This window comes from Pseudomonas sp. WS 5079 (assembly GCF_012985465.1).
Lineage (GTDB): Bacteria > Pseudomonadota > Gammaproteobacteria > Pseudomonadales > Pseudomonadaceae > Aquipseudomonas.
In genome coordinates this window covers 390,432-416,142 of sequence record NZ_JAAQWN010000005.1, presented here as the reverse complement: position 1 = coordinate 416,142, position 25,711 = coordinate 390,432, and the positions used below count along the sequence as shown (strand labels likewise).

At 61.6% G+C, this 25,711-nt stretch carries 27 protein-coding genes; 14 read left to right on the top strand and 13 right to left on the bottom strand.

Annotated elements, in window-relative coordinates; all coding sequences use genetic code 11:
* Nucleotides 1-140: 140 nt before the first annotated feature.
* Nucleotides 141-1,265, top strand: a complete 1,125-nt coding sequence (locus HBO05_RS16315) for a GNAT family N-acetyltransferase (RefSeq protein ID WP_169955596.1) — start codon at nt 141-143, stop codon at nt 1,263-1,265.
* Between the two features lie 146 nt (nt 1,266-1,411).
* Here the strand turns inward: HBO05_RS16315 and aqpZ are convergent, their stop codons facing one another.
* The 5 genes from aqpZ to HBO05_RS16290 all read right to left on the bottom strand — a co-directional run bounded on the left by aqpZ (nt 1,412) and on the right by HBO05_RS16290 (nt 6,499).
* On the bottom strand, nt 1,412-2,113 hold the full coding sequence (aqpZ, locus tag HBO05_RS16310) for an aquaporin Z (RefSeq protein ID WP_169955597.1): 702 nt from the start codon (nt 2,111-2,113) through the stop codon (nt 1,412-1,414).
* Between the two features lie 167 nt (nt 2,114-2,280).
* A complete protein-coding gene (locus tag HBO05_RS16305; RefSeq protein ID WP_169955598.1) occupies nt 2,281-4,113 on the bottom strand; it encodes an ABC transporter ATP-binding protein in 1,833 nt (610 codons plus the stop codon).
* Nucleotides 4,114-4,193: 80 nt separating this feature from the next.
* On the bottom strand, nt 4,194-4,754 hold the full coding sequence (locus tag HBO05_RS16300) for a peptidylprolyl isomerase (protein ID WP_169955599.1): 561 nt from the start codon (nt 4,752-4,754) through the stop codon (nt 4,194-4,196).
* 3 nt (nt 4,755-4,757) lie between these two features.
* Nucleotides 4,758-5,561, bottom strand: coding sequence for an alpha/beta hydrolase (locus tag HBO05_RS16295; protein ID WP_170043269.1), 804 nt, complete (start codon nt 5,559-5,561; stop codon nt 4,758-4,760).
* A 14-nt stretch (nt 5,562-5,575) separates the two neighbouring features.
* On the bottom strand, nt 5,576-6,499 hold the full coding sequence (locus HBO05_RS16290; RefSeq protein WP_169955601.1) for a LysR family transcriptional regulator: 924 nt from the start codon (nt 6,497-6,499) through the stop codon (nt 5,576-5,578).
* Nucleotides 6,500-6,548: 49 nt separating this feature from the next.
* Here HBO05_RS16290 and HBO05_RS16285 point away from each other — a divergent pair, with 49 nt between their 5' ends.
* The 3 genes from HBO05_RS16285 to HBO05_RS16275 all read left to right on the top strand — a co-directional run bounded on the left by HBO05_RS16285 (nt 6,549) and on the right by HBO05_RS16275 (nt 8,681).
* Nucleotides 6,549-6,863 (top strand): 3-phosphoglycerate kinase, encoded by a 315-nt coding sequence (locus HBO05_RS16285; protein ID WP_172313370.1) that lies wholly within the window; start codon nt 6,549-6,551, stop codon nt 6,861-6,863.
* Nucleotides 6,864-7,008: 145 nt separating this feature from the next.
* The gene (locus HBO05_RS16280) at nt 7,009-7,608 is read left to right on the top strand and encodes an FMN-dependent NADH-azoreductase (protein WP_169955603.1); all 600 of its coding nucleotides are present in this window, start codon (nt 7,009-7,011) and stop codon (nt 7,606-7,608) included.
* A 203-nt stretch (nt 7,609-7,811) separates the two neighbouring features.
* Complete coding sequence (locus HBO05_RS16275) at nt 7,812-8,681, top strand: carboxylate/amino acid/amine transporter (protein WP_128593759.1); 870 nt, start codon at nt 7,812-7,814, stop codon at nt 8,679-8,681.
* A gap of 120 nt (nt 8,682-8,801) precedes the next feature.
* On the opposite strand, the gene HBO05_RS16270 is transcribed toward HBO05_RS16275, so the two are convergent.
* Nucleotides 8,802-10,100: a mechanosensitive ion channel family protein gene (locus HBO05_RS16270; RefSeq protein ID WP_169955604.1), complete on the bottom strand. Its 1,299-nt coding sequence runs from the start codon at nt 10,098-10,100 to the stop codon at nt 8,802-8,804.
* Between the two features lie 193 nt (nt 10,101-10,293).
* Between HBO05_RS16270 and HBO05_RS16265 the strand changes: the two genes are divergently transcribed.
* On the top strand, nt 10,294-11,640 hold the full coding sequence (locus HBO05_RS16265; protein WP_169955605.1) for a DEAD/DEAH box helicase: 1,347 nt from the start codon (nt 10,294-10,296) through the stop codon (nt 11,638-11,640).
* Between the two features lie 48 nt (nt 11,641-11,688).
* Here the strand turns inward: HBO05_RS16265 and HBO05_RS16260 are convergent, their stop codons facing one another.
* Nucleotides 11,689-11,964, bottom strand: coding sequence for a hypothetical protein (locus tag HBO05_RS16260; RefSeq protein ID WP_170043270.1), 276 nt, complete (start codon nt 11,962-11,964; stop codon nt 11,689-11,691).
* A 155-nt stretch (nt 11,965-12,119) separates the two neighbouring features.
* Here HBO05_RS16260 and HBO05_RS16255 point away from each other — a divergent pair, with 155 nt between their 5' ends.
* The 3 genes from HBO05_RS16255 (at nt 12,120) to HBO05_RS16245 (ending at nt 15,182) form a co-directional block, all read left to right on the top strand.
* Nucleotides 12,120-12,509, top strand: a complete 390-nt coding sequence (locus tag HBO05_RS16255) for a transcriptional regulator (RefSeq protein ID WP_169955607.1) — start codon at nt 12,120-12,122, stop codon at nt 12,507-12,509.
* 98 nt (nt 12,510-12,607) lie between these two features.
* The gene (locus tag HBO05_RS16250) at nt 12,608-14,344 is read left to right on the top strand and encodes a copper resistance system multicopper oxidase (RefSeq protein ID WP_172313368.1); all 1,737 of its coding nucleotides are present in this window, start codon (nt 12,608-12,610) and stop codon (nt 14,342-14,344) included.
* A 10-nt stretch (nt 14,345-14,354) separates the two neighbouring features.
* Nucleotides 14,355-15,182 carry a copper resistance protein B gene (locus HBO05_RS16245; RefSeq protein ID WP_172313366.1) on the top strand — a complete coding sequence of 276 codons (828 nt, stop codon included), beginning with the start codon at nt 14,355-14,357 and terminating at the stop codon, nt 15,180-15,182.
* A gap of 15 nt (nt 15,183-15,197) precedes the next feature.
* Here HBO05_RS16245 and HBO05_RS16240 read toward each other — a convergent pair whose 3' ends face one another.
* The 3 genes from HBO05_RS16240 to HBO05_RS16230 all read right to left on the bottom strand — a co-directional run bounded on the left by HBO05_RS16240 (nt 15,198) and on the right by HBO05_RS16230 (nt 17,249).
* Nucleotides 15,198-16,064 (bottom strand): DUF6279 family lipoprotein, encoded by an 867-nt coding sequence (locus tag HBO05_RS16240; protein WP_170057699.1) that lies wholly within the window; start codon nt 16,062-16,064, stop codon nt 15,198-15,200.
* Between the two features lie 66 nt (nt 16,065-16,130).
* Entirely contained in the window at nt 16,131-16,853 is a 723-nt protein-coding gene (locus HBO05_RS16235; protein WP_169955611.1) for a TorF family putative porin, read from the bottom strand.
* A gap of 216 nt (nt 16,854-17,069) precedes the next feature.
* Complete coding sequence (locus tag HBO05_RS16230; protein WP_007946007.1) at nt 17,070-17,249, bottom strand: hypothetical protein; 180 nt, start codon at nt 17,247-17,249, stop codon at nt 17,070-17,072.
* 334 nt (nt 17,250-17,583) lie between these two features.
* Here HBO05_RS16230 and HBO05_RS16225 point away from each other — a divergent pair, with 334 nt between their 5' ends.
* Nucleotides 17,584-18,420, top strand: a complete 837-nt coding sequence (locus HBO05_RS16225) for a S1-like domain-containing RNA-binding protein (protein ID WP_038446825.1) — start codon at nt 17,584-17,586, stop codon at nt 18,418-18,420.
* 66 nt (nt 18,421-18,486) lie between these two features.
* Complete coding sequence (locus HBO05_RS16220) at nt 18,487-18,894, top strand: DUF2177 family protein (RefSeq protein ID WP_172313364.1); 408 nt, start codon at nt 18,487-18,489, stop codon at nt 18,892-18,894.
* Here the strand turns inward: HBO05_RS16220 and HBO05_RS16215 are convergent.
* Nucleotides 18,884-20,047 (bottom strand): YbfB/YjiJ family MFS transporter, encoded by a 1,164-nt coding sequence (locus tag HBO05_RS16215; RefSeq protein WP_172313362.1) that lies wholly within the window; start codon nt 20,045-20,047, stop codon nt 18,884-18,886. The genes HBO05_RS16220 and HBO05_RS16215 overlap by 11 nt on opposite strands.
* Before the next feature lie 101 nt (nt 20,048-20,148).
* Between HBO05_RS16215 and HBO05_RS16210 the strand changes: the two genes are divergently transcribed.
* Together HBO05_RS16210 and HBO05_RS29335 are read left to right on the top strand one after the other, a co-directional pair.
* Entirely contained in the window at nt 20,149-21,042 is an 894-nt protein-coding gene (locus HBO05_RS16210; RefSeq protein ID WP_172313360.1) for a LysR family transcriptional regulator, read from the top strand.
* Nucleotides 21,043-21,181: 139 nt separating this feature from the next.
* Complete coding sequence (locus HBO05_RS29335; RefSeq protein ID WP_003210728.1) at nt 21,182-21,304, top strand: PA1414 family protein; 123 nt, start codon at nt 21,182-21,184, stop codon at nt 21,302-21,304.
* A gap of 197 nt (nt 21,305-21,501) precedes the next feature.
* On the opposite strand, the gene HBO05_RS16205 is transcribed toward HBO05_RS29335, so the two are convergent.
* Both HBO05_RS16205 and speB read right to left on the bottom strand, forming a co-directional pair.
* Entirely contained in the window at nt 21,502-22,884 is a 1,383-nt protein-coding gene (locus tag HBO05_RS16205; protein WP_169955615.1) for a sodium:solute symporter, read from the bottom strand.
* A gap of 53 nt (nt 22,885-22,937) precedes the next feature.
* Nucleotides 22,938-23,888, bottom strand: a complete 951-nt coding sequence (gene speB, locus HBO05_RS16200) for an agmatinase (RefSeq protein ID WP_169955616.1) — start codon at nt 23,886-23,888, stop codon at nt 22,938-22,940.
* A gap of 287 nt (nt 23,889-24,175) precedes the next feature.
* Between speB and HBO05_RS16195 the strand changes: the two genes are divergently transcribed.
* Both HBO05_RS16195 and HBO05_RS16190 read left to right on the top strand, forming a co-directional pair.
* Nucleotides 24,176-25,069 (top strand): LysR family transcriptional regulator, encoded by an 894-nt coding sequence (locus tag HBO05_RS16195; RefSeq protein WP_169955617.1) that lies wholly within the window; start codon nt 24,176-24,178, stop codon nt 25,067-25,069.
* A gap of 2 nt (nt 25,070-25,071) precedes the next feature.
* Complete coding sequence (locus HBO05_RS16190) at nt 25,072-25,668, top strand: DTW domain-containing protein (protein ID WP_172313358.1); 597 nt, start codon at nt 25,072-25,074, stop codon at nt 25,666-25,668.
* Nucleotides 25,669-25,711: the final 43 nt, after the last annotated feature.

The window sequence follows — 25,711 nt, the reverse complement described above, 5'->3', positions numbered from 1 at the left end:
CTCTTTCTTCATCCGTTAAAGCGCGATCCTCTTTTTCACCCCGCCAACTGGCGGGGTTTTTTTTTGCTGACCGCGCGGGTGGCAGGTTCTGTCAGAATGGCCTGAATATCGTGAGCGAGCGTTTACCGTCGGGGAATGGCATGCCGTTGAAACGTTTGAATAGCCTGTCCGAAGTATCGCCTGATGAATGGAACGCATTGGTTCCCGAGGATCAGCCGTTTCTGCGCCATGCTTTCCTCAGTGCGCTGGAAGACAGTGCCAGCCTTGGCCGGCATTCTGGCTGGCAGCCGGAGCACTTGCTGCATTACGAGGGCGAGCGGCTGGTGGCGGCGCTGCCCAGCTATCGCAAATGGCACTCCTATGGCGAATACGTATTCGACCATGGCTGGGCTGACGCCTGCGCGCGCGCGGGCATCGACTATTACCCTAAGCTGCTGACAGCGGTGCCTTTCAGCCCGGTCAGCGGGCCGCGCCTGTTGACGGCCAGTGGCGCGGATGGCCTGGAGCTGCTCCAGAGCCTGCCTGGCTACTTGGAGATCGAAGGGCTTTCCAGTGCCCACATCAACTTCACCGATGCCATGGCCGATGCCGCGCTGGGCCAGCAACCCGGTTGGCTTGCGCGCCTGGGTTGCCAGTTCCACTGGCAGAACCGTGGTTATCGCGACTTCCAGGACTTCCTCGACGCCTTGAGCTCGCGCAAGCGCAAGCAGATGCGCAAGGAGCGCGAACAAGTGGCGGGGCAGGGCATCGAGTTCGAGTGGCTGCACGGCCATGAACTGAGCGAGGCCCAGTGGGATTTTGTCTACGCCTGCTACGCCAACACCTATGCGGTGCGCCGGCAGTCACCGTACCTGACGCGAGCGTTTTTCAGCCTGCTGGCCGAACGCATGCCGCAGGCAATACGGGTGGTGCTGGCCAAGCAAGGGCCGCGCCCGGTGGCCATGGCGTTCAGCCTGGTCGGCGGCGACAGCCTATATGGCCGCTATTGGGGCTGCCTGGGCGAATTCGACCGGCTGCATTTCGAGACCTGCTTCTATCAAGGCATGGACCACGCGATTGCCAATGGCCTGCAACGTTTCGACGCCGGGGCCCAGGGCGAGCACAAGTTGATCCGTGGATTTGAGCCGGTGATTACCCACTCCTGGCACTACTTGCGCCATCCAGGCTTGAAAAGCGCCGTGGCGGATTTCCTGGAGCGCGAGCGGGTGGGGATTCTGGCGTATGCCGAGGAGGCGCGGTCGGCGTTGCCGTATCGACAGGAATAACGCTCAGGGAACTCAACCTGTTCCCCTGTAGGAGCGAGCTTGCTCGCGAAGAACTCAAGTACACCGCGTTCATTCTGGATAAACGCGGCGCCCTCAGGTTTTTCGCGAGCAAGCTCGCTCCCACAGGGTGGGTCAATACTGTTGGATCAGGCGGTTTCTTCTTTGCCCAACCAACGGTAGGTGATGCCACCGATCACTGCGCCAAGGATCGGCGCCAGCCAGAACAGCCACAGCTGCTGGATCGCCCAACCGCCGACAATCAGCGCAGGGCCGGTGCTGCGGGCCGGGTTGACCGAGGTGTTGGTGACCGGGATGGAGATCAGGTGGATCAGTGTCAGCCCCAGGCCAATGGCGATGGGTGCCAGGCCAGCCGGTGCGCGACGGTCAGTGGCGCCGAGGATGATCAGCACGAACATTGCGGTCATCACCAGTTCGGTGACAAACCCGGCCGCCATCGAATACCCGCCCGGCGAGTGTTCACCGTAGCCATTGGATGCCAGGCCCGAAGCCAGTTCAAAACCCGGCTTGCCGCTGGCAATGAAGTACAGCAGGGCCGCTGCCACTACGCCGCCAATGACTTGCGCGACGATATACGCTGGCATTTCCCTGGCCGAAAACCTGCCGCCGACCACCAGGCCCACGGTGACTGCCGGGTTGAGGTGGCAGCCGCTGATATGGCCAATGGCAAATGCCATGGTCAGTACGGTAAGCCCGAATGCCAGCGAGACACCCAGCAGGCCGATTCCGACATCGGGGAACGCTGCGGCCAGAACCGCACTCCCGCAACCACCCAACACCAGCCAAAACGTACCTAACCCTTCTGTAACGGAACGTTTGAACAGAGACATGAACGCGTCCTTCTAAATCAACTGGTCGGTGAGGCTTCCCTGCAGTCTGATGTCAGGGCCCTCCCTGGGCCCTGATTGCAGTACAGCAGGATTGTGATACACGGCCAGCGAGTTAGAAAAAACTGTCAGAATTGTTCGGAATTGATCGCGCGGTTAGTAGTCCAGAATCAGTCGATACCCACGAATCCTCCGGTCTGGTGCTGCCACAATCGCGAGTACAGGCCGCCATGTGCCAGCAATTGCGCATGGCTGCCACTTTCGGCGATCTGGCCTTTTTCCAGGACCACCAACCTGTCCATTCGAGCAATCGTGGACAGGCGGTGAGCGATAGCGATTACCGTCTTGCCTTGCATCAGGGTTTCCAGGCTTTCCTGGATGGCTGCTTCCACTTCCGAGTCCAGGGCCGAAGTGGCTTCGTCCATGATCAGGATCGGTGCATCCTTGAGCAGGACCCGGGCGATTGCGATGCGCTGGCGTTGCCCGCCGGAGAGTTTCACCCCGCGCTCACCCACATGGGCATCCAGGCCAATGCGGCCCTCGGCGTCCGACAGCAGCGGGATAAATTCATCGGCACGCGCCTTGCGGATCGCTTCCCAGAGCTCTTGGTCAGTGGCATCGGGTTTGCCGTACAGCAAGTTGTCGCGGATCGAGCGGTGCAGCAGCGAGGTGTCCTGGGTGATCATGCCGATGCGTTCGCGCAGGCTTTCCTGGGCCACTTCGGCGATGTCCTGGCCGTCGATCAGGATGCGTCCGCCTTGCAGGTCGTAGAGGCGCAGCAGCAGGTTGACCAGGGTCGACTTGCCGGCACCGGACGGGCCGATCAGGCCGATCTTTTCCCCTGGCTTGATCACCAGGTTCAGGCCACTGATGATGCCGCTGCTCTTGCCGTAGTGGAAATCCACCTGTTCGAAGCGCACTTCGCCGTGGGGCACGCGCAGGCGCGGGGCGTTCTCGCGGTCGATTACCGCCAGGGGCTGGGCGATGGTTTTCAGGCCGTCCTGGACCATGCCGATGTTCTCGAAAATGCCATTGACCACCCACATGATCCAGCCCGACATGTTGACGATGCGGATCACCAGGCCGGTCGCCAGGGCGATGGCGCCGACCGAGATCAGCGATTGCGTCCACAGCCACAGGGCCAGGCCGGTGGTGGTGACGATCAGCAGGCCGTTCATGGTCGTGATGACCACGTCCATGCTGGTGACCACGCGGCTGGCCAGCTGGGTTTTTTCGGTCTGCTCGATGATCGCTTCCTTGGCGTACTCCTGCTCGGACTGGGTGTGGGCGAACAGCTTCAAGGTGGTGATATTGGTGTAGCCATCGACGATGCGCCCCATCAATTTGGAGCGCGCCTCGGAGGAAATCACCGAGCGTTCCTTGACCCGTGGCACGAAGTAGCGCAGCGCCAGGCTGTAGGCAATGATCCAGGTGACCAGCGGGATCATCAGGCGCCAGTCGGCCTCGGCGAACAGCACCAGGGAACTGATGGCATAGATCGCCACGTGCCAGATGGCATCGACGGCGGCCACGGCCGAATCACGCAGCGAATTGCCGGTTTGCATGATGCGCTGGGCAATGCGCCCGGCAAAATCGTTCTGGAAGAAGTTCAGGCTCTGCTTGAGCACATAGCTGTGGTTCTGCCAGCGGATCAGGCTGGTCATGCCGGGGCTGATGGTCTGGTGCACCAGCAGGTCGTGCAGGGCGCCGAAGATCGGGCGCAGCAGCAGGGCGACCACGGCCATCCAGATCAACTCGGTGGCGTGGATCTGGAAGAAATTGGCCGGCGGCGTGCCCTGGGCCAGGTCGATGATGCGGCTCAGGTAGCTGAACAGCGCCACCTCGATCAGCGCGCCGATCAGGCCCACCACCAGCAGCGCGGCAAAGCACGGCCACACCTGGCGCAGGTAATAGAGGTAGAAGGGCAGGACTTTATCGGGAGGTGCCGCGCTGGGAGCGTCGCGGAAGATATCGATCAGTTGTTCAAAACGACGATAGAGCATTAGGTCTGACGCCCGCCGGGCGGGCTCTCCTTGTTGAATACGCGCGCGGCCTTGTGGGCGGCGCGCGGAACTCCTGTCGATCAGTCGATGATTTTGGCCGACTTGATAAGCACAGGATCGACGGGCACGTTTTGCATGCCTTGCTTGGTGGTGGTCTGCGAGTTGACGATCTGGTCCACCACGTCCATGCCACTGACGACTTTGGCGAAGACTGCGTAACCGGCATCGCGACCTGGGTCGAGGAAGGCATTGTCGGCAACGTTGATGAAGAACTGGCTGGTGGCCGAGTTGGGGTTGGAGGTCCGGGCCATCGACAAGCTGCCACGCACGTTATGCAGGCCGTTGCTGGCTTCGTTGCGGATAGGGTCCTTGGTGTCTTTCTGGACCATTTGCGAGGTGAAGCCACCGCCCTGGACCATGAAGCCTGGAATCACACGGTGAAAAATGGTGTTGGTATAAAAACCACTCTTCACGTATTCCAGGAAGTTCTTGCTGGAGATCGGCGCCTTGACCGGGTCCAGTTCGATTTCGATGTTGCCGAAGCTGGTGTCCAGCAAGACATGCGGTGCCTTGGCGTCCGCCGCCATCAGGTTGGCAGCAAACAGAACAGAACCGGCAAAAACGGCGATTTTTTTCAGCATGGGTCAGTGATCCTGGGAAGTGGTTTGGACGGTCTTGAGAAAATCGAGCAGGGTTGTATTGAAGGTCTCGGGTTGGTCCAGCGGTGTCGCGTGACGTGAGTCCGCAATCACCACCAACCGCGCATCAGGCAGCAGTTTTACATAGATTTGTTTTTGCGCCACCGGGGTGTAGTCGTGGTCGGCGCTGATGACCAGGGTTGGACAGGTAATCCGCGAAAGTCGTTCCTGCACCCCCCAGCCCACAATCGCATCGAAGCTGGCGAGGTAAGCACGTTTGTCGTTTTTTGCCCAGCGTTCGGTCATCTTGCGCCGCAGGTCGGCCTGTGAGGGCTTGGGGAACAACCGGTCGCCAAGCGCCTTGCCGATGGTATTCAAGCTCAGCACGCGCGCCAGGCTCCAGCGCTTGGCCCATTGCCAATAATCATCGGCGCTGCGCACCTTGACCTCGGGTGTGCTGTTGACGATGCACAGGCTTTTGAGCAACTGCGGTTGGTCGACCGCCAGTTGGAAGGCGATCATCCCGCCCATCGACAGGCCTACCACGTGGGCGGCGGGCAGTTGCAGGTGTTCGATCAGCGCCACCAGGTCGGCGGTAAAACCGGCGATGCTGTAGCGCTCCCGGGGCTTGTCGGAGCGCCCGTGACCGCGCACATCCAGCACCACCAGGCGGTAATGCCGGGACAATACCGGTATTTGCAGCTCCCAATCCTGGCAACTGGAGCCCAGGCCGTGGATCAGGATCAGTGGCTCGCCGTGGCCGTATTCCTCGTAATGCAGGGTGCAGCCTTCATGTTCGAAATAGGCCATCGGTGAACTCCGTGTCAGGCTTGCCGGGGAGCGGCAAAGGGTGCGTCCAGCGGTGCGGTGTCGAAGGTGCGCAGCAGTTCGACGAGAATCTGCGTGGCCGGGCCCAGGGGCTTGTCCTTGTTCGAGTACAGGTAGAACGTCGGGTGGCGGCTGGCGCCTTGCTCCAGGGGCAGTTGCTTGAGCACACCCTCCTTGAGTTCCCGCTCGATCATGTGCCGGGGCAGCCAGGCAAACCCCAGGCCGCTGCCGACGAAGGTGGCGGCGGTGGCCAGGCTGCCCACGGTCCAGCGCTGTTCGGCGCCGAGCCAGCCGACGTCCCGCGGTTGCTGGCGACCGGAGTCGCGGATCACCACTTGCATCTGGCTTTCCAGGTCCTGGAAGCTCAGTTCGCGGTTGAGCCGGTGCAACGGATGTTCGGGGTGGGCCACGGCGACAAATTCCACGTCGCTCATTTCCGTGCCCAGGTAGCCGGGGATGCTGAAGCCGCTGATCGCCAGGTCGGCCACGCCTTCGATCAGCAGTTCCTCGACACCCGACAGCACTTCTTCGCGCAGGCGCACACGGCAGCCACGGCTTTGCGGCATAAAGGCGGTGAGGGCGCGTACCAGGCGGGCGTTGGGGTAGGCGGCATCGACTACCAGGCGTACTTCGGCTTCCCAGCCTTGTTCCATATGGTGGGCCAGGTCTTCCAGTTGGCTGGCGTTTTTCACCAGTTGCCGGGAGCGACGCAACAGCACTTCGCCGGCGTCGGTGAGTACGGCCTTGCGCCCATCGATGCGCAACAGGGGCACGCCCAGTTGGTCTTGCATGCGGGCCACGGTGTAGCTCACCGAGGATTGCGAGCGGTGCAGCACTTCGGCCGCCTGGGCGAAGCCGCCATGGTCGACCACGGCTTGCAACGTGCGCCATTGATCAAGGGTCACGCGGGGCGCTTTCAAGATGAGCTCCTCTTGTCCTAAGCTGGCGGTCCTTATTGGAGACTGCCGAATGAGAAAATTCTGTTGTGTAGTGCTGGCATTGTTGCCGTTGAGCGCGTTTGCCTATCCGATCGACGTGTCAAAGTCGATCAAGGGGGTCAGCATCGATTACAACGCCTCCGATGTGGACGGCGATATCAGCTCCATCCGGCTCAGTAACTTCGGCAGCAATGACGCTGCGTGTACGGTCGCGTTTACCAATGGCCCGGAGCCAGCGCGGGTGCGCAAGGTCACGGTCCCCGCCGGCAAAAGCACCAACACCACGGTCAAGTTCAGCCGCGCGATTATCAAGATGCGGATCAAGCTGACCTGCGAACCCAAGTAAGGTGCTGCGGAGCACTGACGATGCTCCGCTTATAAACAACTTTATAGATGGGTTATAGCAGTTTTTTGCGCTTTTTTATCGAACGGTCTCTGTTTAACCTTCACTCCATCGACTTACAGCAATTACCGATGGAGCTTACAAAGCCATGTCCAACGTTCTGATCATCGAAAGCAGCGCCCGCCAGCAGGACTCTATCTCCCGCCAGTTGACCCAACAGTTCATCAGCCAATGGCAGGCGGCCCATCCGGCCGATCAGATCACCGTGCGCGACCTGGCTGTCAACCCGGTGCCGCACCTGGACGCGAACCTGCTGGGTGGCTGGATGAAGCCGGTCGAGCAGCGCAGTAGCGACGAGCAGGCTTCCCTGGACCGTTCCAACCACCTGACCGACGAGTTGCTGGCCGCCGATGTGCTGGTGATGGCCGCGCCGATGTACAACTTCGCCATCCCCAGCACCCTCAAGGCCTGGCTTGACCATGTGCTGCGTGCCGGCGTGACCTTCAAGTACACCGCCACCGGCCCCCAGGGCCTGTTGACCGGCAAGCGCGCCTTTGTGCTGACCGCCCGTGGTGGCATCCACACCGGCGCGAGCAGCGATCACCAGGAACCGTATCTGCGCCAGGTCATGGGGTTTATCGGCATCCATGACGTGACCTTCATTCATGCCGAAGGGGTGAACCTGGGTGGCGATTTCCAGGAAAAGGGCGTGAACCATGCCAAGGCCCTGCTGGCACAAGTTGCCTGAAGCGTTAATCGCCAGATAATCGCGCGATGTTTTTATAGCTCCACGCAACCCTTCAAGTACGCGTATCGAACCTCCCTTTGCGCTCGTTGCTCCTGAGTGCTCCTGCCCGACTGACGCTTTAGCGAGGTCGGGTTTTTTTTGCCCCGAGTTTCGCCCCGCCGTGAAAGACGCTAATGTCGCGCCCATTCAAATATGAGGCGCACATGGGCTACTTACTGATTGTCACCCTGATCCAGGCGTTTTCCTTCAGCTTGATCGGCGAATACCTGGCCGGTCATGTCGACAGCTACTTCGCCGTGCTGGTGCGTGTGCTGCTGGCTGGGTTGGTGTTTATCCCCCTGACCCGCTGGCGCTCGGTGGAGCCTGCGTTCATGCGCGGCATGCTGCTGATCGGCGCGTTGCAGTTCGGCGTGACCTACGTGTGCCTGTATTTGAGCTTTCGCGTGTTGACGGTGCCGGAGGTGCTGCTGTTCACCATCCTCACGCCGTTGCATGTGACCCTGATCGAAGACGCGCTGAACCGGCGCTTCAACCCCTGGGCGCTGATCGCCGCGCTGGTGGCGGTAGCGGGGGCGGCGGTGATCCGTTTTGACCAGATCAACCCGGACTTTTTCATGGGCTTTTTGCTGCTGCAACTGGCCAACTTCACCTACGCCGCTGGGCAAGTGCTGTATCGGCGCCTGGTGGCGCGGCACCCGAGCGACCTGCCGCACTACCGGCGCTTTGGCTACTTCTATTTGGGGGCGTTGGCGGTGGTATTGCCGGCGTTCCTGCTGTTCGGCAAGGCCAACTTCCTGCCCGAAGCGCCGTTGCAATGGGGTGTGCTGCTGTTTCTTGGCCTGGTCAGCACCGCCTTGGGTTTGTACTGGTGGAACAAGGGCGCGTGCCTGGTCAATGGCGGCACCCTGGCGGTGATGAACAACCTGCATGTGCCGGTGGGGTTGCTGCTGAATCTGCTGATCTGGAATCAGCATGAGCCGCTGGGGCGGTTGTTCCTGGGCGGGGCGGTGATTGTGGCGGCAGTGTGGATCAGCCGGTTGGGGATTCGCCCGGCGCCACTCTGCCGGCAATGATCGTTCCCAAGGTGGGAGCGGGCTTGCCCGCGATAGCGGACGATCAGTAACAGATGTGTTGACTGACCCACCACTATCGCGGGCAAGCCCGCTCCCACAGGGGCGCTGCTTCGCGCCTGGTTAGAGCGTAGCCTTCTCCGGCGCCGGCAAATGGCTGGCACCCAACACCGCCGGCAGTACTCCGGCCCGCAGGTCGTTGCCACTCGGTTGCTGGTACAGGCTCAAGCCAAACTCCGGCAGCACCGCCAGCAGGTAGTCGAAAATATCCCCCTGGATCCGCTCGTAATCCGCCCACGCCGTGGTGCGGGTGAAGCAGTAGATTTCCAGCGGCACGCCCTGGGAGGTGGTCTGCATCTGGCGCACCATGCAGGTCATGTTCGGCTGGATATCCGGATGGCTCTTCAGATAAGCCAGGGCATAGGCACGGAAGGTGCCCAGGTTGGTCATGCGCCGGCGGTTGGCCGACAGTTGCGCGCTGTGGCCCTGGGCTTCGTTCCAGGCTTTCAATTCTGCCTGTTTGCGGCTGATGTAGTCGGTCAGCAGGTGGACCTGGGTCATCCGCACTTCTTCATCGTCACGCAGGAAACGCACGCCGGCCGCGTCGATAAACAGGCTGCGCTTGATCCGCCGCCCGCCCGAGGCCTGCATGCCGCGCCAGTTCTTGAAAGACTCGGACATCAAGCGCCAGGTAGGGATCGAGACGATGGTCTTGTCGAAGTTCTGCACCTTGACCGTATGCAAGGTGATGTCCACCACGTCGCCATCGGCGCCGACCTGGGGCATTTCGATCCAGTCGCCGACTCGCAGCATGTCGTTGCTGGTCAATTGCACGCTGGCGACAAACGACAACAAGGTGTCCTTGTACACCAACAGGATCACCGCCGACATCGCACCCAACCCCGACAGCAGCAACAGCGGCGAGCGGTCGATCAAGGTTGCGACGATGATGATCGCGCCAAACACGAACAACACCATTTTCGCCAGTTGCACATAGCCCTTGATCGACCGCGTGCGGGCATGTTCGGTGCGGGCGTAGATATCCAGCAGGGCGTTGAGCAGGGCGCTCATGGCCAATACCTGGAACAGGATGGTGAACGCCAGCGCCACGTTGCCGATGAACAGCGCGCTGGTCTTGCTCAATTCCGGCACCAGGTGCAGGCCGAACTGGATCACCAGCGACGGCGTCATCTGTGCCAGGCGGTGGAAGACTTTGTTGTGGCGCAGGTCATTGAGCCAATGCAGGGCAGGTTGGCGGCCGAGCAACTTGACGGCATGCAGGATCAGGTAGCGTGCCACCCGTCCGACCAGCAGGGCCACCACCAACAGCACCAGCAAAGCCAGGCTTGAATGCAGCAGCGGGTGTTGGTCCAAGGCACCCCAGAGGTCTTGGACATTGAGCCAGAGCTGTTTGATATCCATGGTTTAACGCGATTCTTCTGTAAGACATGACGGGGCGATTAGAGCATTTAAGTGCTGCAAAGTTGTGCAGGCAGACAAATCACCTGACAAAAAACCACCTGATTGGCCCACTTCGCGTAAAGAAACTCGGCCTGAGCGCCCGAAACCGTTACCCTATGCAGCTGATTTTTTGTATTTCTTCGAGGTAGCACCCGTGTTTTCCCAATTCGCCCTGCACGAACGCCTGCTCAAAGCCGTGGCCGAGCTTAAATTTGTCGAGCCTACGCCTGTGCAAGCAGCGGCCATCCCGCTCGCGCTCCAAGGGCGTGACCTGCGGGTGACGGCTCAAACCGGGAGTGGCAAGACCGCCGCTTTCGTCCTGCCGATCCTCAATCGCCTGATCGGCCCGGCCAAGGTCCGCGTCAGCATCAAGACCCTGATCCTGCTGCCTACCCGCGAACTGGCCCAGCAGACCTTGAAGGAAGTGGAGCGCTTCTCGCAGTTCACTTTCATCAAGTCCGGCCTGATCACCGGTGGCGAAGACTTCAAGGTGCAGGCCGCCATGCTGCGCAAGGTCCCGGATATCCTGATCGGCACCCCAGGGCGGATGATCGAGCAATTGAACGCCGGCAACCTGGACCTCAAGGAAGTCGAAGTGCTGGTGCTCGACGAAGCCGACCGCATGCTCGACATGGGCTTTGCCGACGATGTGCAGCGCCTGGTCGAAGAATGCGTCAACCGCCAGCAGACCATGCTGTTCTCCGCCACCACCGGCGGTTCGACCCTGCGCGAGATGGTCGCCAAGGTCCTGAACAACCCCGAGCACCTGCAGGTCAATAACGTCAGCGACCTGAACTCGACTACCCGTCAGCAGATCATCACCGCTGACCACAATGTGCACAAAGAGCAGATCCTCAACTGGCTGCTGGCCAACGAGACCTATCAGAAGGCCATCGTGTTCACCAACACCCGGGCCATGGCTGACCGTATCTACGGGCGCCTGGTGGCTCAGGAGTACAAGGCGTTTGTGTTGCACGGTGAGAAGGACCAGAAGGACCGCAAGCTCGCCATCGACCGCCTCAAGCAGGGCGGCGTGAAGATCCTGGTGGCCACCGACGTCGCCGCGCGCGGCCTGGACGTCGAAGGCCTGGACATGGTGATCAACTTCGATATGCCACGCAGCGGCGACGAGTATGTGCACCGTATCGGCCGTACCGGGCGTGCCGGCAACGATGGCCTGGCCATCTCGCTGATCTGCCATGGCGACTGGAACCTGATGTCGAGCATCGAGCGCTACCTCAAGCAGTCGTTCGAGCGCCGCACCATCAAGGAAGTCAAAGGCACCTACACCGGGCCGAAGAAGGTCAAGGCTTCGGGCAAGGCCGTGGGCGTGAAGAAGAAAAAGGTCGACGCCAAGGGCGACAAGAAGAAAACCGGCGCCAAGTCGCCGACCAAGCGCAAGATCGCCAACCGGCCGAAGACCGACAACCTGTCGTTGGTCAGCAAGGACGGCATGGCGCCGCTCAAGCGCCGCAAGCCAGAAGCGCCGGCTGCCGAGTAATACGCCAGCGCACTAAAAAACCGGACAATGTCCGGTTTTTTTATGCCCTCAGTTTTTCGCCTTGGCCGCCGCTTCCTTCAACTCCTTGAGCCGCGCCTCGATCAACTGGCACTTGTCCGGAAACTTCGCGCTTTCGGTGTCCAGGTCCATCTGCTGCAGTTCGTCGTTGATTTCCTTGGCCTTGGTCGGGTTCTGCTGGGTGAGGGTGCTGACCTCCTTGGCCAGTTGTTCGCGTTTTTGCGTGGCTTCTTCCGGGGTACAGGCCCAGGCGGGCAAGGCGCTCAACAGGGTGGCGGCGACAGCCAGTTGCATCAGGGTTTTCATGGGGTAGACCTCCTTGGCGGTGATACCCGGTTGAGGGCACCGGCCGGCGAAAAGTTCAGTGCAATCACGCCCGTCGACCCGGCTGAACGGCGCCCGCACCCACAGGTCACAACCTTTGAAGGCAGCCAGCCGGTGTGCCTGCAGGAGGATTGAGGATGAGCACTTACAATTGGGATCTGATCGAACGTCTATTGCATGAAGTGCAAAACGGCGAGGGCAGCTTTGCCCCGCGCAAATATGCCGAACAGGAAGCCGCCGAGAAGGCCACGGCCGGCGAGTTCAACGGTGACCTTGATGCGCTGAAAAAGACTGCCGCCGACTACGAGGCATTGTTGTTCAAGCGCGGCTTTATCGAGTCCCGGCCCGAGGATGAGGGCGGCAACGGTGAGAACTTCATTTTGACGCCGCTGGGTGCGCGGCTGCTGGCGCTGATCGACAGCTCCATCCCGGGTAACAATCATCCGCGCCAGGTGCTGGACGAGCAGGCTGACGCGCTGGACCCGGCGACGTTCGAGGTGGTGGCCTCCAAGGCGCAGATCGCCTGAGCACGCGCAAACTGTCAAATAGGTAATCTGGCGCTAAGCCAACTGATAGGCGCCGGTCCCTACTCTGCGGTCATTCAATTGACGGGAATGGAATCGGCATGCACCCCAACACTTCTCGACGAACCTTCGTCAAAGGCTTGGCTGCGGCCGGCCTGCTGGGCGGCGCAGGCCTGTGGCGGCCACCGGTCTGGGCCCTGGCCAGCCCCGGGGAGCCGGGTGTGCTGGCGGGCCGCGAGTTCGAGCTGTCTATCGGCCAGACTGCGGTCAATATCACCGGCCACGTGCGCACCGCGCTGACGATCAACGGCAGCCTGCCGGGCCCGCTGCTGCGCTGGCGTGAAGGCGATACCGTGACGCTGCGCGTGCGCAATCGCCTGGCGCAGCCGACGTCGATCCACTGGCATGGGATTATCCTGCCGGCCAATATGGATGGCGTGCCGGGCCTGAGTTTCAAGGGGATCGAGCCGGGCGGGGTGTATGTCTACCAGTTCAAGGTCAACCAGCACGGCACCTACTGGTATCACAGCCACTCCGGGTTCCAGGAGCAACAAGGGGTCTATGGGCCGCTGGTGATCGATCCGCGGGAGCCGGAACCCTTCACCTACCAGCGCGACTATGTGGTGATGCTCACGGACTGGACCGATGAAGATCCCGCCAGCCTGATGAAGACCCTGAAGAAACAGTCCGATTACTACAACTTCCATAAACCCACCGTGGGCGACTTCATCAAGGATGTGGCCGACAAGGGCTGGTCGGCCACCGCTGCCGACCGTCTGATGTGGGCGCAAATGAAGATGAATCCCACGGACTTGGCGGATGTCAGCGGCGCGACCTACACCTTCTTGATGAACGGCCAGCCACCTGCGCAAAACTGGACCGGGCTGTTTCGCGCCGGTGAGAAGATCCGTCTGCGGTTGATCAATGGTTCGGCCATGACCTACTTCGATGTGCGTATTCCGGGCCTGAAGATGACGGTGGTGGCTGCCGATGGCCAGCCGGTAAAACCGGTCAGTGTGGACGAGTTGCGCATCGCCGTGGCCGAGACCTACGACGTGCTCGTCGAACCGAGCGCCGCCGCCTACACCCTGTTCGCCCAATCCATGGACCGCACCGGCTACGCCAGCGGCACTCTCAGCCGCCAGCCGGGCTTGCGGGCGCCGGTTCCCGCGCTGGACCCGCGCCCCTGGTTGACCATGGACGACATGGGCATGGGCGGCATGGATCACGGTGCCACGGGGGCTATGCCTGGCATGGACCACAGTGCGATGCCCGGTATGGGCCACGGCGCAATGGCAGGGATGGCGATGCCGATGCAAGGCCACCCGGCCAGCGAAACCAATAACCCGCTGGTGGACATGCAGGCCATGAGCACCTCACCCAAGCTCGATGATCCGGGTATGGGCCTGCGCAACAACGGGCGCAGGGTCCTGACCTATGCCGACTTGCGCAGCAGCTTTGCCGACCCCGATGGCCGCGAACCCGGCCGTACCATCGAGTTGCACCTGACCGGGCATATGGAGAAGTTCGCCTGGTCCTTCGACGGGGTGAAGTTCTCCGATGCCGAGCCGCTGCGGCTGACCTATGGCGAGCGCGTGCGGCTGGTGCTGGTCAACGACACCATGATGACCCACCCCATCCATCTGCATGGCATGTGGAGCGACCTGGAAGACGAAAACGGCCAGTTCATGGTGCGCAAACACACCATCGATATGCCGCCAGGTTGCCGCCGCAGCTACCGGGTGACGGCCGATGCCCTGGGGCGCTGGGCCTTCCACTGTCATCTGCTGTACCACATGGAAATGGGCATGTTCCGTGAAGTCCGGGTGCAAGAGTGAGGAGCCGAGCATGAACCCTCTATTTCGCCGCGTTGCGCTGCTGATTACGACATTCGCCCCCGTAGCGCTTGCCACCGCTCAAACCATGGACCACCGCCAGATGCACGGCATGACGCCGCCCAGCCAGAGCCGCACGCCGATCCCGCTGCTGACCGATGCCGACCGCGCAGCGGTGTACGACGCGCCGGGTGGGCATGTGGTGCATGACAGCGCCCTCAACTCACTGTTTGTGATCAACCAGCTGGAATGGCAGGGGGCCGGCGATGGCCATGCCGTGAGCTGGGATGCCAAGGGTTGGGTCGGCGGGGATATCGATCGCCTATGGCTGCGCAGCGAGGGCGAGCGCGCCAAGGGCAATACCGAAAAGGCCGAGGTCCAGGCGTTATGGGGCCACGCCATTAGCCCCTGGTGGGATGTAGTGGCCGGTATGCGCCAGGATTTCAAGCCGGGCGACAGCCAGAGCTGGGCGGCGCTGGGCCTGCAAGGCATGGCCCTGTACAACTTCGAGGCCGAGGCCACGCTGTTTGTCGGTGAAGGTGGCCAGACTGCCGCGCGCCTGGAGGGCGACTACGACATTTTGCTGAGCAATCGCCTGGTGCTGCAGCCCACCGCCGAGGCCAACGTCTACGGGAAAAACGACCCTCAGAGGAGGATTGGTTCCGGCCTTGCGAACACCGAGGTCGGGGTGCGGCTGCGTTACGAAATCCGCCGCGAGTTTGCCCCTTATGTCGGCGTGACCTGGAATCGCGCCTATGGCCAGACGGCCGAATACGCCAGGGATGAGGGCGAGGACCGCAACGAGGTGCGCTGGGTCCTGGGTGTACGCCTGTGGTTCTGAGGGCGCTGCAGTCGCCTAGGCCGCGCTGCCCTTGAGGCACTTGAGTGACTGGAAGTCGCTGCGCACCTTATCGATCCGCTGCACCAGCTTCTGGCGTTGCTGCACGGTGCTTTCGGCCATCAAGTCCACCAGCAGGCTGCGGGCCGCCGCTTCGGTCTGGGCGTAGGCCTGGCGATAGTCCGCCGTCCACAGGCTTTCACGGTCCACCAGCAGTTGCTCCATCTTGCGCGGGAAATCGCTATTGGCCCGTTGATTGACTGCCGCGATGAACTGCGCCTGCCAATGGGCGCGGTTGCCGATCCATTGCTGGTTCTGCGCACCGAGGGCGGTGGACCAGGCCCGCACACGCTCCTGCTGGCTGATGCTCAACGGGCCAAGCCAGGCATTCAGGCGTTCGCTCATGCGCTCGCTGCGGTCCTTGATCTGCTGTTCCAAGGGCGGCTTGAGGTATTCGTCCTGGCGTTTGCGCAGGTCCTTGGCCAGCGCTCGATCCATCTCGCGCACCTGCTGCTCATCCAGCCCGCGCAGCAACTCGATGGCTGACGGGGTGATCTGCCGGGCGACGTCGGCGATTGCCAGCTTGGCTTCGAGGGTGCGGGTTTGCAGGGCGGCATCGCTGACTTGATGGTTGTCGACCATCTGTTGCAGGCGGTCGAGCCAGTCCAGGTAGCCGGGCAATTGGGTGGTGCAGTGCCAGGCCAGGTGTTCCTTGAGGGTGTCGTTGAACCAGCTTTTCTGCCCGGCGTTCATGTCCAGGTAGTCGTTGAGTGTCCAGGGGATGATCACATCGAGATTGCGATAGGCCAGGCCCACGCGATTGCAGCCGGCCAGCAGGACGCTCAGGGCCAGCAAGGCCACCAGGATTCTTAACCGACGCAGCATGGGCGAGTCCTTGCACAGACCAGGGATGTTTATCTGAACCCGCCGGGGGCATGACAGTTCAGCCCATCAATAAAACGACCGCTCGGCCTTTAGGGTCAACAGGCCATCACATTGCGAATTGTGTCCGGAGTAGGCCGAGCAGTCGCTGCCGTTGAGGCTGGAGTCGCTGTAGATCAGGTCCAGGTCCATGCCCATCCATGGCCGCGAGAATTTCACCGACCAGTCGCTGAAGCTGCGGATTGAGCCGCCCTCCACCGAGGCTGGGGCGCCCAACTGATGAGTGGTGTACTTCATGCTCACGCCAATGCCGAAGGGTTGGGTCCCGCCCAGGTCGGCAAACAGGGTGCTGTCGCGCCGGTCGGGGTCGTTGCCCAGTGACACGCCAAACCGATTGCCCAGCAGGTTCAGGCCGCCGTAGAACTCCTGGCTGTCGAGGGGGCTGAGCTTGGGGTAGCTGTAGTGAATCATCCCCAGCTCATAGCCCAGGGTCTGGTCGAACGGGCGCTTGAAGCCCATGTAGGAATCGACTTCGAGGTTGCTGGCGGGCGACAGGCCCATGCTCGGTGAAAACTGGCCGAAATACAGGCCGCTGGCGTGGGTGAGGTCGAGGCCGCCGTGGAACGAGTTGCTGCCCGGAGCGGTGGGTTTGACCAGGCCCTGGGCCATGCTGCGGCTGGGGGTGGTTCCCAGTTTCAAGTCGAAGTCGCCCAGTTCACGCTGGAAAACCTGCGCTTGGGCGAGGGGGCTGGCGAGCAGGGCGCTGACCAGGAATATGCAGGGCTTGAGCATGCGTCACTCCATGAAAAGCGAGGAGCAGTAACCGAAGGAATCGGGCAAACGCCCGTTCTAGAGGTGTGCAAGCATACCGGCGAAAGTCCGGGGTTGAGGCCCGTTCGTCGATTGGCGCAGTTGAATGTGTGTCAGGGGGAGGTTGCTTGCTCTAGTCCTAGCGCCTTGATGGCAAGGCGCTTAGGGACCAGGTGGGGTGCGTAGGCGGCTGCGCGCTTACTTTTTACCCAGGGTGATCTGCTTGGACGGGCCGAAAGTCTGGCCGCTCACGCCCTTGGCGATCTGCTGGATTTCGCCACCGGACTTGAGGAACGCGGCGATTTGGTTGTTGATCGATTCGCTGGTTTCAACGGCGGGAGCTGGCTTTGCTTTGCTGTTGGATGCTTTTACGCGCATGGCGGCCACTAACCTGTAGAAAATTAACTTGGCCAGGCATCGTACATGAAAAGCTTGACAATTGCTTGGTAAATATCTCCCAGGAATAAGCTGCGCTATTATAAAAGCCCGAAGTTGGTCTTTGATCGAAGGCCCTAACTCGCTGTTTTAAATAGAAACCATGGGTAAAAACAGCACCTGGCCATTGCTGCACAGCTCGGGCTTGACCTGACGAGCGGGGCAATTGCCCACACCTGCCCGGCAAACCCGCGATTTTTCAGGGTTGCGCGCCCGGACACGGGACCGCCGCCTTCAACTCGGGTAGAATGCCGCCCACGCAATGAGGGTATTGGAAATGGCTTTAGTCGGGCGCTACAACAGTTTGCAAGTGGTTAAACACACTAACTTTGGTTTGTATCTGGACGGTGCGCAAGATGGCGAAATCCTCTTGCCCAATCGTTATATTCCCAAAGATATTCCCAGTGAAGATGAAGACTGGCTTAACGTTTTTATTTATCTGGACAGCGATGACAAACTTATCGCCACCACTGAAAAACCAAAAGTGCAGGTGGGTGAGTTTGCCAGCCTGAAAGTGGTCGAAGTCAACAGTATCGGGGTGTTCCTCGACTGGGGCCTGCCCAAGGACCTGCTGCTGCCTTACTCCGAGGAAAAGCGCCAACTGACCGCCGGTGAATACTGTGTGGTGCACGTCTACCTCGACAAACACACCAAGCGCATCACCGCCACCGCGCGCCTGGACCGTTACCTGGACAAGACGCCGGCCAACTACACCGTGGGTCAGGAAGTCGACTTGCTGGTTGCCGAAGCCACTGATATGGGCTTCAAGGCAATTATCAACAACAAGCACTGGGGCCTGATCCACAAGAACGAAGTGTTCAAGTTCCTGCGTCCGGGCAAGGAAGAGAAGGGCTTCATCAAGGAAATCCGCGCCGACGGCAATATCAGCCTGAGCCTGCAGCCGGTCGGCGAGCAAGCGGCGTCCAGCCTGAACTCGAAGATCCTCGCCAAGTTGCGTGAAAACAACGGCAGCCTGCCGGTCAGCGACAAGAGCGATCCGACCGTGATCAGCAACTTGTTTGGCGTGAGCAAGGGCAACTTCAAGAAGGCCATTGGTGCGCTGTACAAGCAGGGTCAGATCGTGATTCATGCCGATCGCATTGAACTAAGCTGACTGCAAGCTGCTCTTGGGTAGGAGTCGCTATCGCCGGCAAGCCGGCTCCTACAGTAGGTTGTCGTCATGGGCAAAAAAGTCGTGTTTGCTTACTTCGGTACGTTATTGGCTTTTTTGGTGCTCGATGGCCTCTGGCTTGGCGTGTTGATGGGGCCGACCTACAAGGCCTTGCTGGGGCCGCTGATGCTTGAACAACCGCGATGGCTGCCGGCGGCGCTGTTCTACTTCCTTTATGTATTGGGCTGTGTAGCCTTTGTGGTGGTGCCGGCGCTGGCCAGTGGAGGCTGGCAACGGGCCGCCCGCCTGGGCGCGTTGCTCGGGTTGGTCGCCTATGGCACCTATGACCTGAGCAACTGGGCGACCTTGCAAGGCTGGTCTGCGGGCCTCGCATTGATGGACATGGCGTGGGGCACCTGCCTCACGGCGGCCTGTTGCTCGTTGGGGTACGGCGCGGCGCGGCGCGTCAGCGGCTGACCCGCGCCCGGCAATCAATCAGTGCCCGGGCAGGTCGAAGCAGCAATGCGCCGGCCAGTATCAGGCCGCTGCCCGCCACGATCAGTGCCGGTTGCAAGCCGCCGCTCAGGTGACTGCTTAACGAAGCCAGCAACGGCCCACTCAACTGGCCCAGGGCAAAGCACGCCGTCAGCAACCCCGTGCCGCGTTGCGCCGCGTGGGGCGCGATTTCCCGCAGGCGTTGCATCACCAGTTGCATGCACGCCAGGAACGGCAGCCCGCAGAGCACGACGCCCAGGGCCAAACCCACGCCATTGCCCAACAAACACGCGAAGACGCCAGCCGCTTGCAGCCATAGTGTGGCCATCAACCAGTAGCGCGTGGTGTCGGGGTTGGGCTTGCGCAGGCTGACCAGCAACACGCCCAGGGCCGCCGCCAAGCCAAAGCATGGCCAGAACAGGTCTGCCTGCCAGGCGCCCTTGAACTGCGCGCTGGCCATTTGCGAGAGGAAGGTGGCGGGAATGATGTAGCCCAGGCCATACAGCAGGTAAACCCAGCCCAGATGCGTGATGCTGGCGTTGCGCCCGGCAGCGGCGCTGCTTTGTAGCGCCTCCCTGTGCGGCTTGGGCAGCAATGGCAGGATCACCAGCAACATGCCCAGAGCGACCACGCCATACACCAGCCACAGCGTCGCCGAATCCTTGCCCAGCAGGTTGGAGGCCAGTGCTAGCAATCCCGTCAGCAGGATCCCCAGCCCCGGCCCGGCAAACACCAATGCGCCCAGCCGCGGGCTCCCGGCGGCAATCGCCAGGGGTTGGCTCAGGCCGGTAATCATCACCAGCACCCAGGCGCTGGCCACGCCCGTGCCAAAGCGCAGCAGCAGGTGCGACCAGAAGCCGGTGGCCCAGAACGACGCCAGGGTCAGCAGCACACACAACCACAACCCGCCGAGCAACCGCCCGCGTATGTGGTGATGACTGCGCGCGAACATCGAGTCCACGGCCCCCACGAAGTAGCCCAAGTAGTTGGCTGCGGCGATCAGCCCGGCCTCGGTCAGGTCGATTTGCCCTTCGCTGAGCAAGTGCGGCATCTGTGGGGTAAGGGCGAAGCGGCCAATGCCCATGGCCATCATCAGGGCGATAAAACTGGCGAGTAAACGGATCAGGGGAGACATGGGGCACCTTCCTGCAGAAGCGATGACCCCAGGTTAAGGTGGATTGTTGTTCAGTAAAAATGAATAATACTGAGCAACTTGTTCAGTTAAGGAGAATGGTCGTGGAGTTCAGCCAATTGCGTATTTTCCAGGCCGTGGCCGAGGAGGGCTCCATCACCCGTGCTGCAGAGCGTCTGCACCGGGTGCCGTCGAACCTCTCGACCCGGCTCAAGCAAATGGAAGAGCAATTGGGTGTCGAGTTGTTCGTGCGCGAGCGCCAGCGCCTGCAACTGTCGCCTGCGGGCAAGGTGCTGCTCGACTACAGCACGCGGCTGTTGGCCCTGCATGATGAAGCGCACGGCGCCGTGCAGGGCGGGCAGCCGGCCGGGGACTTTGTGCTGGGCAGCATGTACAGCACCGCCGCGATCCATTTGCCAAAACTGCTGGCGCGCTATCACAAGGCTTACCCGATGGTGAACCTGCAAGTGCAGTCGGCGCCCAGTGGCGAGTTGCTCGAGGGCCTGATCACCGGGCGCCTGGATGCGGCATTGGTGGATGGCCCGCTGGCGTTGGCGACCCTGGACGGTGTGCCATTGTGCGAGGAACGTTTGCTGCTGATTTGCGAGGCGGACCACCCGCCGGTACGCGGCCCGCAGGATGTGGCCGGGCGCGCGGTATTCACCTTCCGACGCAGTTGTTCCTATCGGACGCGCCTGGAGGCGTGGTTTTCCCACGATCGCGTGGCCATGGGCCGGGCCATCGAGATCGAGTCCTATCAAGGCATGCTTGCGTGCGTGATCGCCGGTTCCGGGGTCGCGTTGATGTCCGAGTCGATGCTCGACAGTCTGCCGGGCAAGGACAGTGTGTCGATCCACCCCCTGGCCGAGCCATTTGCCCATGCCACCACCTGGCTGATGTGGCGCAAGGGCATGCTCGGCGCTAATCTCAACGCGTGGATTGACCTGCAGCAAGCGGGCAAGACGCGTCCAGAACAGCAGGCGCAAGCGATTGCCTGACCACCCCGTCAGGATTTGTATCAATTCAGTAATGGTTCGTTGCGGTTTCAGGCAAGCATTGCGTAGGACTTAGTACTACTATCTGTAGGAAGCAGCCACAGAATTCCAGCTGCTCGGCACTACCCTCAAAGGGGGCACCATGAAAGAAAAACTGCAAAACTGGCTGCACGACCTCGGCGTCGCACTCGGCTTGATCGAGCCACCGCTGCAACCGGTGCCAATCCGCACCGATGACGAACAGCGCCGCCCGCGTCGCAGGTAAGTCCGTAAAAGCGCTCAGACACAGGGTTTGAGCGCGGTTGTAGGACCACGCAACACCGCAGATTCGATGTGGGAGTGGGCTTGCTCGCGATTACGCTAAATCAGTCACTGAAAGTTTGACTGACCTACCGTAATCGCGGGCAAGCCCGCTCCCATTTTTTGTTTGATGTTTATCGCACCCGCTCAAGCCAGCTTCACTCAGGCTGCGTCGGCCGCCGCCACCTCTGGCCGACGCGACAGCACACTCACCAGCACAAAACTCACCACACTCACGCCCAGGCTGTAGTAGATCGGTGTGTTTGCCTCCAAACCATCCTTGATCATGAACCCCAGGGATGTGACAAACCCCAATGCCATGGCGCTGATCGCGCCCGCGGTAGTGGCACGTTTCCAGTAGATCGCCCCGATCAATGGAATCAGCATGCCGCCGACCAGCAGGTTATAGGCCAGGGTCAGTGCGCTGATCACATCGCTGACCACCAGGGCGATAGCCAGCACGGCGCAGCCGGTCAGCAGGGTGAACAGGCGGTTGATGTTCAGGCTCGACTGCTTGCCGCCGCGCAGGCGCGGCAGCAGGTCCTCGGTCAGCACGGTGGATGCGGCGAGCAGGCCGGCGCTGGCGGTGGACATCATCGCCGCCAGGGCCGCCGCAATCACCAGGCCGCGCAGGCCATCGGGCAACGACAGTTTGACGATGGCGGCGAAGGCGTTGTTGACGTTGTCCAGGTCCGGGATCAGCACGTGGGCGGCCATGCCGATCAGGGCGCAGGCCAGGCCGTAGAGGATGCAGTAGAAACCGGCGAAGGTCCCCGCATACTGGGCGACCTTTGCGTCGCGGGCGGTAAATACCCGTTGCCAGATGTCCTGGCCGATCAGGATGCCGAAGAAGTAGATCATGAAGTAGGTGATGATGGTGTCCCAGCCGATGCTGGTGAAGCTGAAACTGGCCGCCGGCAGCTTGGCCACCAGCTCATCCCAGCCGCCTACGCGGTACAGGCAGATCGGCAGCAGGATAAACATCAGGCCGACGGTCTTGATCACGAACTGTACGATATCGGTCAGGGTCAGCGACCACATGCCGCCGATGGTCGAATACACCAGCACCACGCCACCGCCCAGCAGGATGGCAGCCCAGAACGGCAGGTCGAACATCACTTGCAATACGGTGCCAATCCCCAGGATCGAGGTCACCGCCAGCATCAGCGCGTAGGCCAGCATGATCAGGCCGCTGGCCTGGCGGGCCGTGGGGTTGTAGCGCTGCTCCAGGACCTGGGTCACGGTGAAGATTTTCAACTTGAGCAAGGGTTTGGCCAGAAACAGGTTCAGCGCAATGATCCCTGTGCCCAGCGCCGCGCACAGCCAGAAACCGGAAATGCCATGCACATAGCCCAGGCGCACGCTGCCCACCGTGGACGCGCCGCCCAGCACCGTCGCGGCCATGGTGCCCATGTACAGCGTCGGCCCCAGGTTGCGCCCGGCGACCAGGTAGTCTTCATGGGTCTTGGCCCGGCGCATGCCGAAATAGCCGAGCACAAGCATGCCGGCGGCGTAGATAAGTACGACGAACAGATCCAGGGCCATGGTGGCGCTTCTCCAGTTATTGTTTTTATTGACTGATCAGGTAGCGCGCTACATCAGCGGTGCGTGACGCCCGGCAGTACGCAGAGCATTTCGTACAGCAGGTTGGCGCCCAGCAACGAGGTGTTGCCGGTGGTGTCGTAGGGCGGCGAAACCTCCACCAGGTCACAACCAATCAGGTTCAGGCCCTGGCAGCCACGGATGATCTCGATCGCCTGGATGGTGGTCAGCCCGCCGATTTCCGGGGTGCCGGTGCCCGGCGCCCAGGCCGGGTCGATGCCGTCGATGTCAAAGCTCAGGTACACCGGGCCACCGCCGACCTTCTCCCGGACTTCGGCCATCAACGGCGCGAGGGAGTGGTGCCAGCACTCTTCGGCCTGGACCACGCGAAACCCCTGTTTGCGGCTCCAGTTGAAGTCTTCGGCGGTATAGCCCTGGGCGCGCAGGCCGATTTGCACCACGCGGTCGCAATCGAGCAGGCCTTCTTCGACGGCCCGGCGGAAGGTGGTGCCGTGGGCGATTTTCTCGCCGAACATATGGTCGTTGACGTCGGCGTGGGCATCGATATGCACCAGCCCGACCTTGCCGTGCTTCTTGTGGATCGCCCGCAGGATCGGCAGGGTGATGGTATGGTCGCCGCCCAGGGTCAGCGGGATCACATCGTGCTTGAGGATCTCATCGTAGGACTCTTCGATGATGCGCACGGCGTCCAGCAGGTTGAAGGTGTTGATCGCCACATCGCCGATATCGGCCACCGACAGCGAGTCGAACGGCGCAGCGCCGGTGGCCATGTTGTAGGGGCGGATCATCACCGATTCGGCGCGGATTTCACGCGGCCCGAAGCGGGTGCCGGCGCGCAGTGAAGTACCGATGTCCAGGGGCACACCGATAAAGGCCGCATCCAGGCCGGCGGCGGTTTGCAGGTGGGGCAGGCGCATCATGGTGGCGATGCCGGCAAAGCGCGGCATTTCGTTGCCGCCCAGTGGTTGGTGAAAGATCTTGTCCACGGCAGGGCCTCATCGTTGTTGTGGTTATCAGGAGTCGATTCTGCGAAATGTCAGACAAGGGAAGAATCGCTGTGGGGAAATACTTAGTTCAGATTTTTCTGAACTAATGCCTGGGGTAGACTCCACCGGGTTGCAAACCCTGTTCCCTGTAGGAGCGAGCGTGCTCGCGAAAAACGTTAACGATTACGCGGGCATTCAGAATGTACGCGGCGCTCTCAGGTTTTTCGCGAGCAAGCTCGCTCCTACAGGGAATGGGCCTGTCAGCCGATTTTTTGCCTGGAGGTTCCATGGCCAGCGCCTTGCCCGACCTGAAACTGTTGCGCATCTTCGCAAGCGTGGTGCGCCACCAAGGGTTTGCCAGTGCCCAGCACGAGCTCAACCTGTCGACCTCGGCCATCAGCACCTACATGAGCCAGCTGGAAGGCGCCTTGGGCCTGGTGTTGTGCCATCGCGGGCGTGGCGGCTTCAGCCTGACCAGCAAGGGTGAGTTGTTTCACCAGGAGACCCTGCGCCTGCTGGGCGAACTGGAGGGCTTCGAGCAATACGCGGCGGCGCTCAAGGGCGAACTGCGCGGCACGCTCAAGCTGGGTGTGCTCGACTCCACGGTCAGCGACAAGGCCCTGCCATTCGCCGAAGTCATCGGCGCCTACAGCCTTGAGCACCCGGCGGTGCATCTGCACTTATCGGTCATGAGCCCCTACGAACTGCAACTGGGGGTGCAGGACAATCGCCTGGACCTGGCCATCGGCGCCTTCTCCAACCGCATGAGCGGCTTGGTCTACATGCCGCTGTACCGCGAACAGCACTGGCTCTATTGCAGCTCGCGGCATCCGCTGTTCAGCGAAAGGCGCATTCCGGAGCAGGTGATCACCCAGCAACGCATGGTCGGGCGCGGTTACTGGAGCCAGGCGGAACTGGCGCGCCACGGCTTCAAGCACAGCGCCGCCACCGTAGAAAGTATGGAGGCGCAGTTGATCCTGGTGCTGTCCGGCGCCTACATCGGCTATTTGCCCGAACACTACGCCCAGGCCTGGGCCGACAAGGGCGACTTGCGGGTGCTGCTGCCGGCGACCTTTGGCTACCAGGCGCCGTTTTCGCTGATCATGCGCCGTGGGCGCAGCCGCGAGCCGTTGATCCAGACCTTCCGCGATTTACTCAAAGCACAGCTCAATCAGGCCTGAACATGTCCAGACCCCAATGCCCCCGCTGCCTGCGGCCAACCACCCACTGCCTGTGCGCACTGATCCCGCGCCTCGACAGCCGCACCCGGGTGTTGCTGTTGCAGCATCCCAGCGAGGTCAACCATGCGCTCAACACCGCACGCCTGGCCGCGTTGGGCCTGGTGAATGCGCAACTGGTGGTAGGTGAAATATTCGAAGACTTGCAGACCTTGCTCAACCCGCCGGGTTATCAGGCGCGGCTGCTGTTTCCCGCCGAGGATGCGCAGCCTTTGCAGGCCTACAGCCTATCCAGCCAGCCGTTGCTGCTGGTGGTGCCCGACGGCACCTGGCGCAAGGCGCGCAAGTTGCTGCACCTCAACCCGCTGCTGGCGGCGTTGCCACGGGTGACGCTGGCTGAAGGGGCCGTGTCCCGCTACCGGCTGCGCAAGGCACCGGGGCCGGGGGCGCTGTCGACGGTGGAGGCGATCGTGCAGGCGTTGCAGGTGCTGGAGGCGCCGCAGTCATTCGAGCCCTTGTTGCGGCCGTTCGAGGCGCTGATCGAGGGGCAGATTGCGGCGATGGGGGAAGAGGTTTTCCAGCGCAATCATGGGGGTGACTAGCAGGGGCACCGAGGTGGGGCCATCGCTGGCAAGCCATCTCCCA

What these genes read in the sequence shown, in the direction of transcription:
- HBO05_RS16235 (WP_169955611.1), bottom strand. Translation starts at nt 16,853, where the DNA reads ATGCTCAAGCCCTGCATATTCCTGGTCAGCGCCCTGCTCGCCAGCCCC.
- HBO05_RS16220 (WP_172313364.1), top strand. Translation starts at nt 18,487, where the DNA reads ATGGGCAAAAAAGTCGTGTTTGCTTACTTCGGTACGTTATTGGCTTTT.
- HBO05_RS16255 (WP_169955607.1), top strand. Translation starts at nt 12,120, where the DNA reads ATGAGCACTTACAATTGGGATCTGATCGAACGTCTATTGCATGAAGTG.
- HBO05_RS16230 (WP_007946007.1), bottom strand. Translation starts at nt 17,249, where the DNA reads ATGCGCGTAAAAGCATCCAACAGCAAAGCAAAGCCAGCTCCCGCCGTT.
- HBO05_RS16270 (WP_169955604.1), bottom strand. Translation starts at nt 10,100, where the DNA reads ATGGATATCAAACAGCTCTGGCTCAATGTCCAAGACCTCTGGGGTGCC.
- HBO05_RS16275 (WP_128593759.1), top strand. Translation starts at nt 7,812, where the DNA reads ATGGGCTACTTACTGATTGTCACCCTGATCCAGGCGTTTTCCTTCAGC.
- HBO05_RS16225 (WP_038446825.1), top strand. Translation starts at nt 17,584, where the DNA reads ATGGCTTTAGTCGGGCGCTACAACAGTTTGCAAGTGGTTAAACACACT.
- HBO05_RS16285 (WP_172313370.1), top strand. Translation starts at nt 6,549, where the DNA reads ATGAGAAAATTCTGTTGTGTAGTGCTGGCATTGTTGCCGTTGAGCGCG.
- HBO05_RS16305 (WP_169955598.1), bottom strand. Translation starts at nt 4,113, where the DNA reads ATGCTCTATCGTCGTTTTGAACAACTGATCGATATCTTCCGCGACGCT.
- HBO05_RS16315 (WP_169955596.1), top strand. Translation starts at nt 141, where the DNA reads ATGCCGTTGAAACGTTTGAATAGCCTGTCCGAAGTATCGCCTGATGAA.
- HBO05_RS16240 (WP_170057699.1), bottom strand. Translation starts at nt 16,064, where the DNA reads ATGCTGCGTCGGTTAAGAATCCTGGTGGCCTTGCTGGCCCTGAGCGTC.
- HBO05_RS16205 (WP_169955615.1), bottom strand. Translation starts at nt 22,884, where the DNA reads ATGGCCCTGGATCTGTTCGTCGTACTTATCTACGCCGCCGGCATGCTT.
- HBO05_RS29335 (WP_003210728.1), top strand. Translation starts at nt 21,182, where the DNA reads ATGAAAGAAAAACTGCAAAACTGGCTGCACGACCTCGGCGTCGCACTC.
- HBO05_RS16190 (WP_172313358.1), top strand. Translation starts at nt 25,072, where the DNA reads ATGTCCAGACCCCAATGCCCCCGCTGCCTGCGGCCAACCACCCACTGC.
- HBO05_RS16250 (WP_172313368.1), top strand. Translation starts at nt 12,608, where the DNA reads ATGCACCCCAACACTTCTCGACGAACCTTCGTCAAAGGCTTGGCTGCG.
- HBO05_RS16245 (WP_172313366.1), top strand. Translation starts at nt 14,355, where the DNA reads ATGAACCCTCTATTTCGCCGCGTTGCGCTGCTGATTACGACATTCGCC.
- HBO05_RS16195 (WP_169955617.1), top strand. Translation starts at nt 24,176, where the DNA reads ATGGCCAGCGCCTTGCCCGACCTGAAACTGTTGCGCATCTTCGCAAGC.
- HBO05_RS16280 (WP_169955603.1), top strand. Translation starts at nt 7,009, where the DNA reads ATGTCCAACGTTCTGATCATCGAAAGCAGCGCCCGCCAGCAGGACTCT.
- aqpZ (WP_169955597.1), bottom strand. Translation starts at nt 2,113, where the DNA reads ATGTCTCTGTTCAAACGTTCCGTTACAGAAGGGTTAGGTACGTTTTGG.
- HBO05_RS16215 (WP_172313362.1), bottom strand. Translation starts at nt 20,047, where the DNA reads ATGTCTCCCCTGATCCGTTTACTCGCCAGTTTTATCGCCCTGATGATG.
- HBO05_RS16295 (WP_170043269.1), bottom strand. Translation starts at nt 5,561, where the DNA reads ATGGCCTATTTCGAACATGAAGGCTGCACCCTGCATTACGAGGAATAC.
- HBO05_RS16260 (WP_170043270.1), bottom strand. Translation starts at nt 11,964, where the DNA reads ATGAAAACCCTGATGCAACTGGCTGTCGCCGCCACCCTGTTGAGCGCC.
- HBO05_RS16300 (WP_169955599.1), bottom strand. Translation starts at nt 4,754, where the DNA reads ATGCTGAAAAAAATCGCCGTTTTTGCCGGTTCTGTTCTGTTTGCTGCC.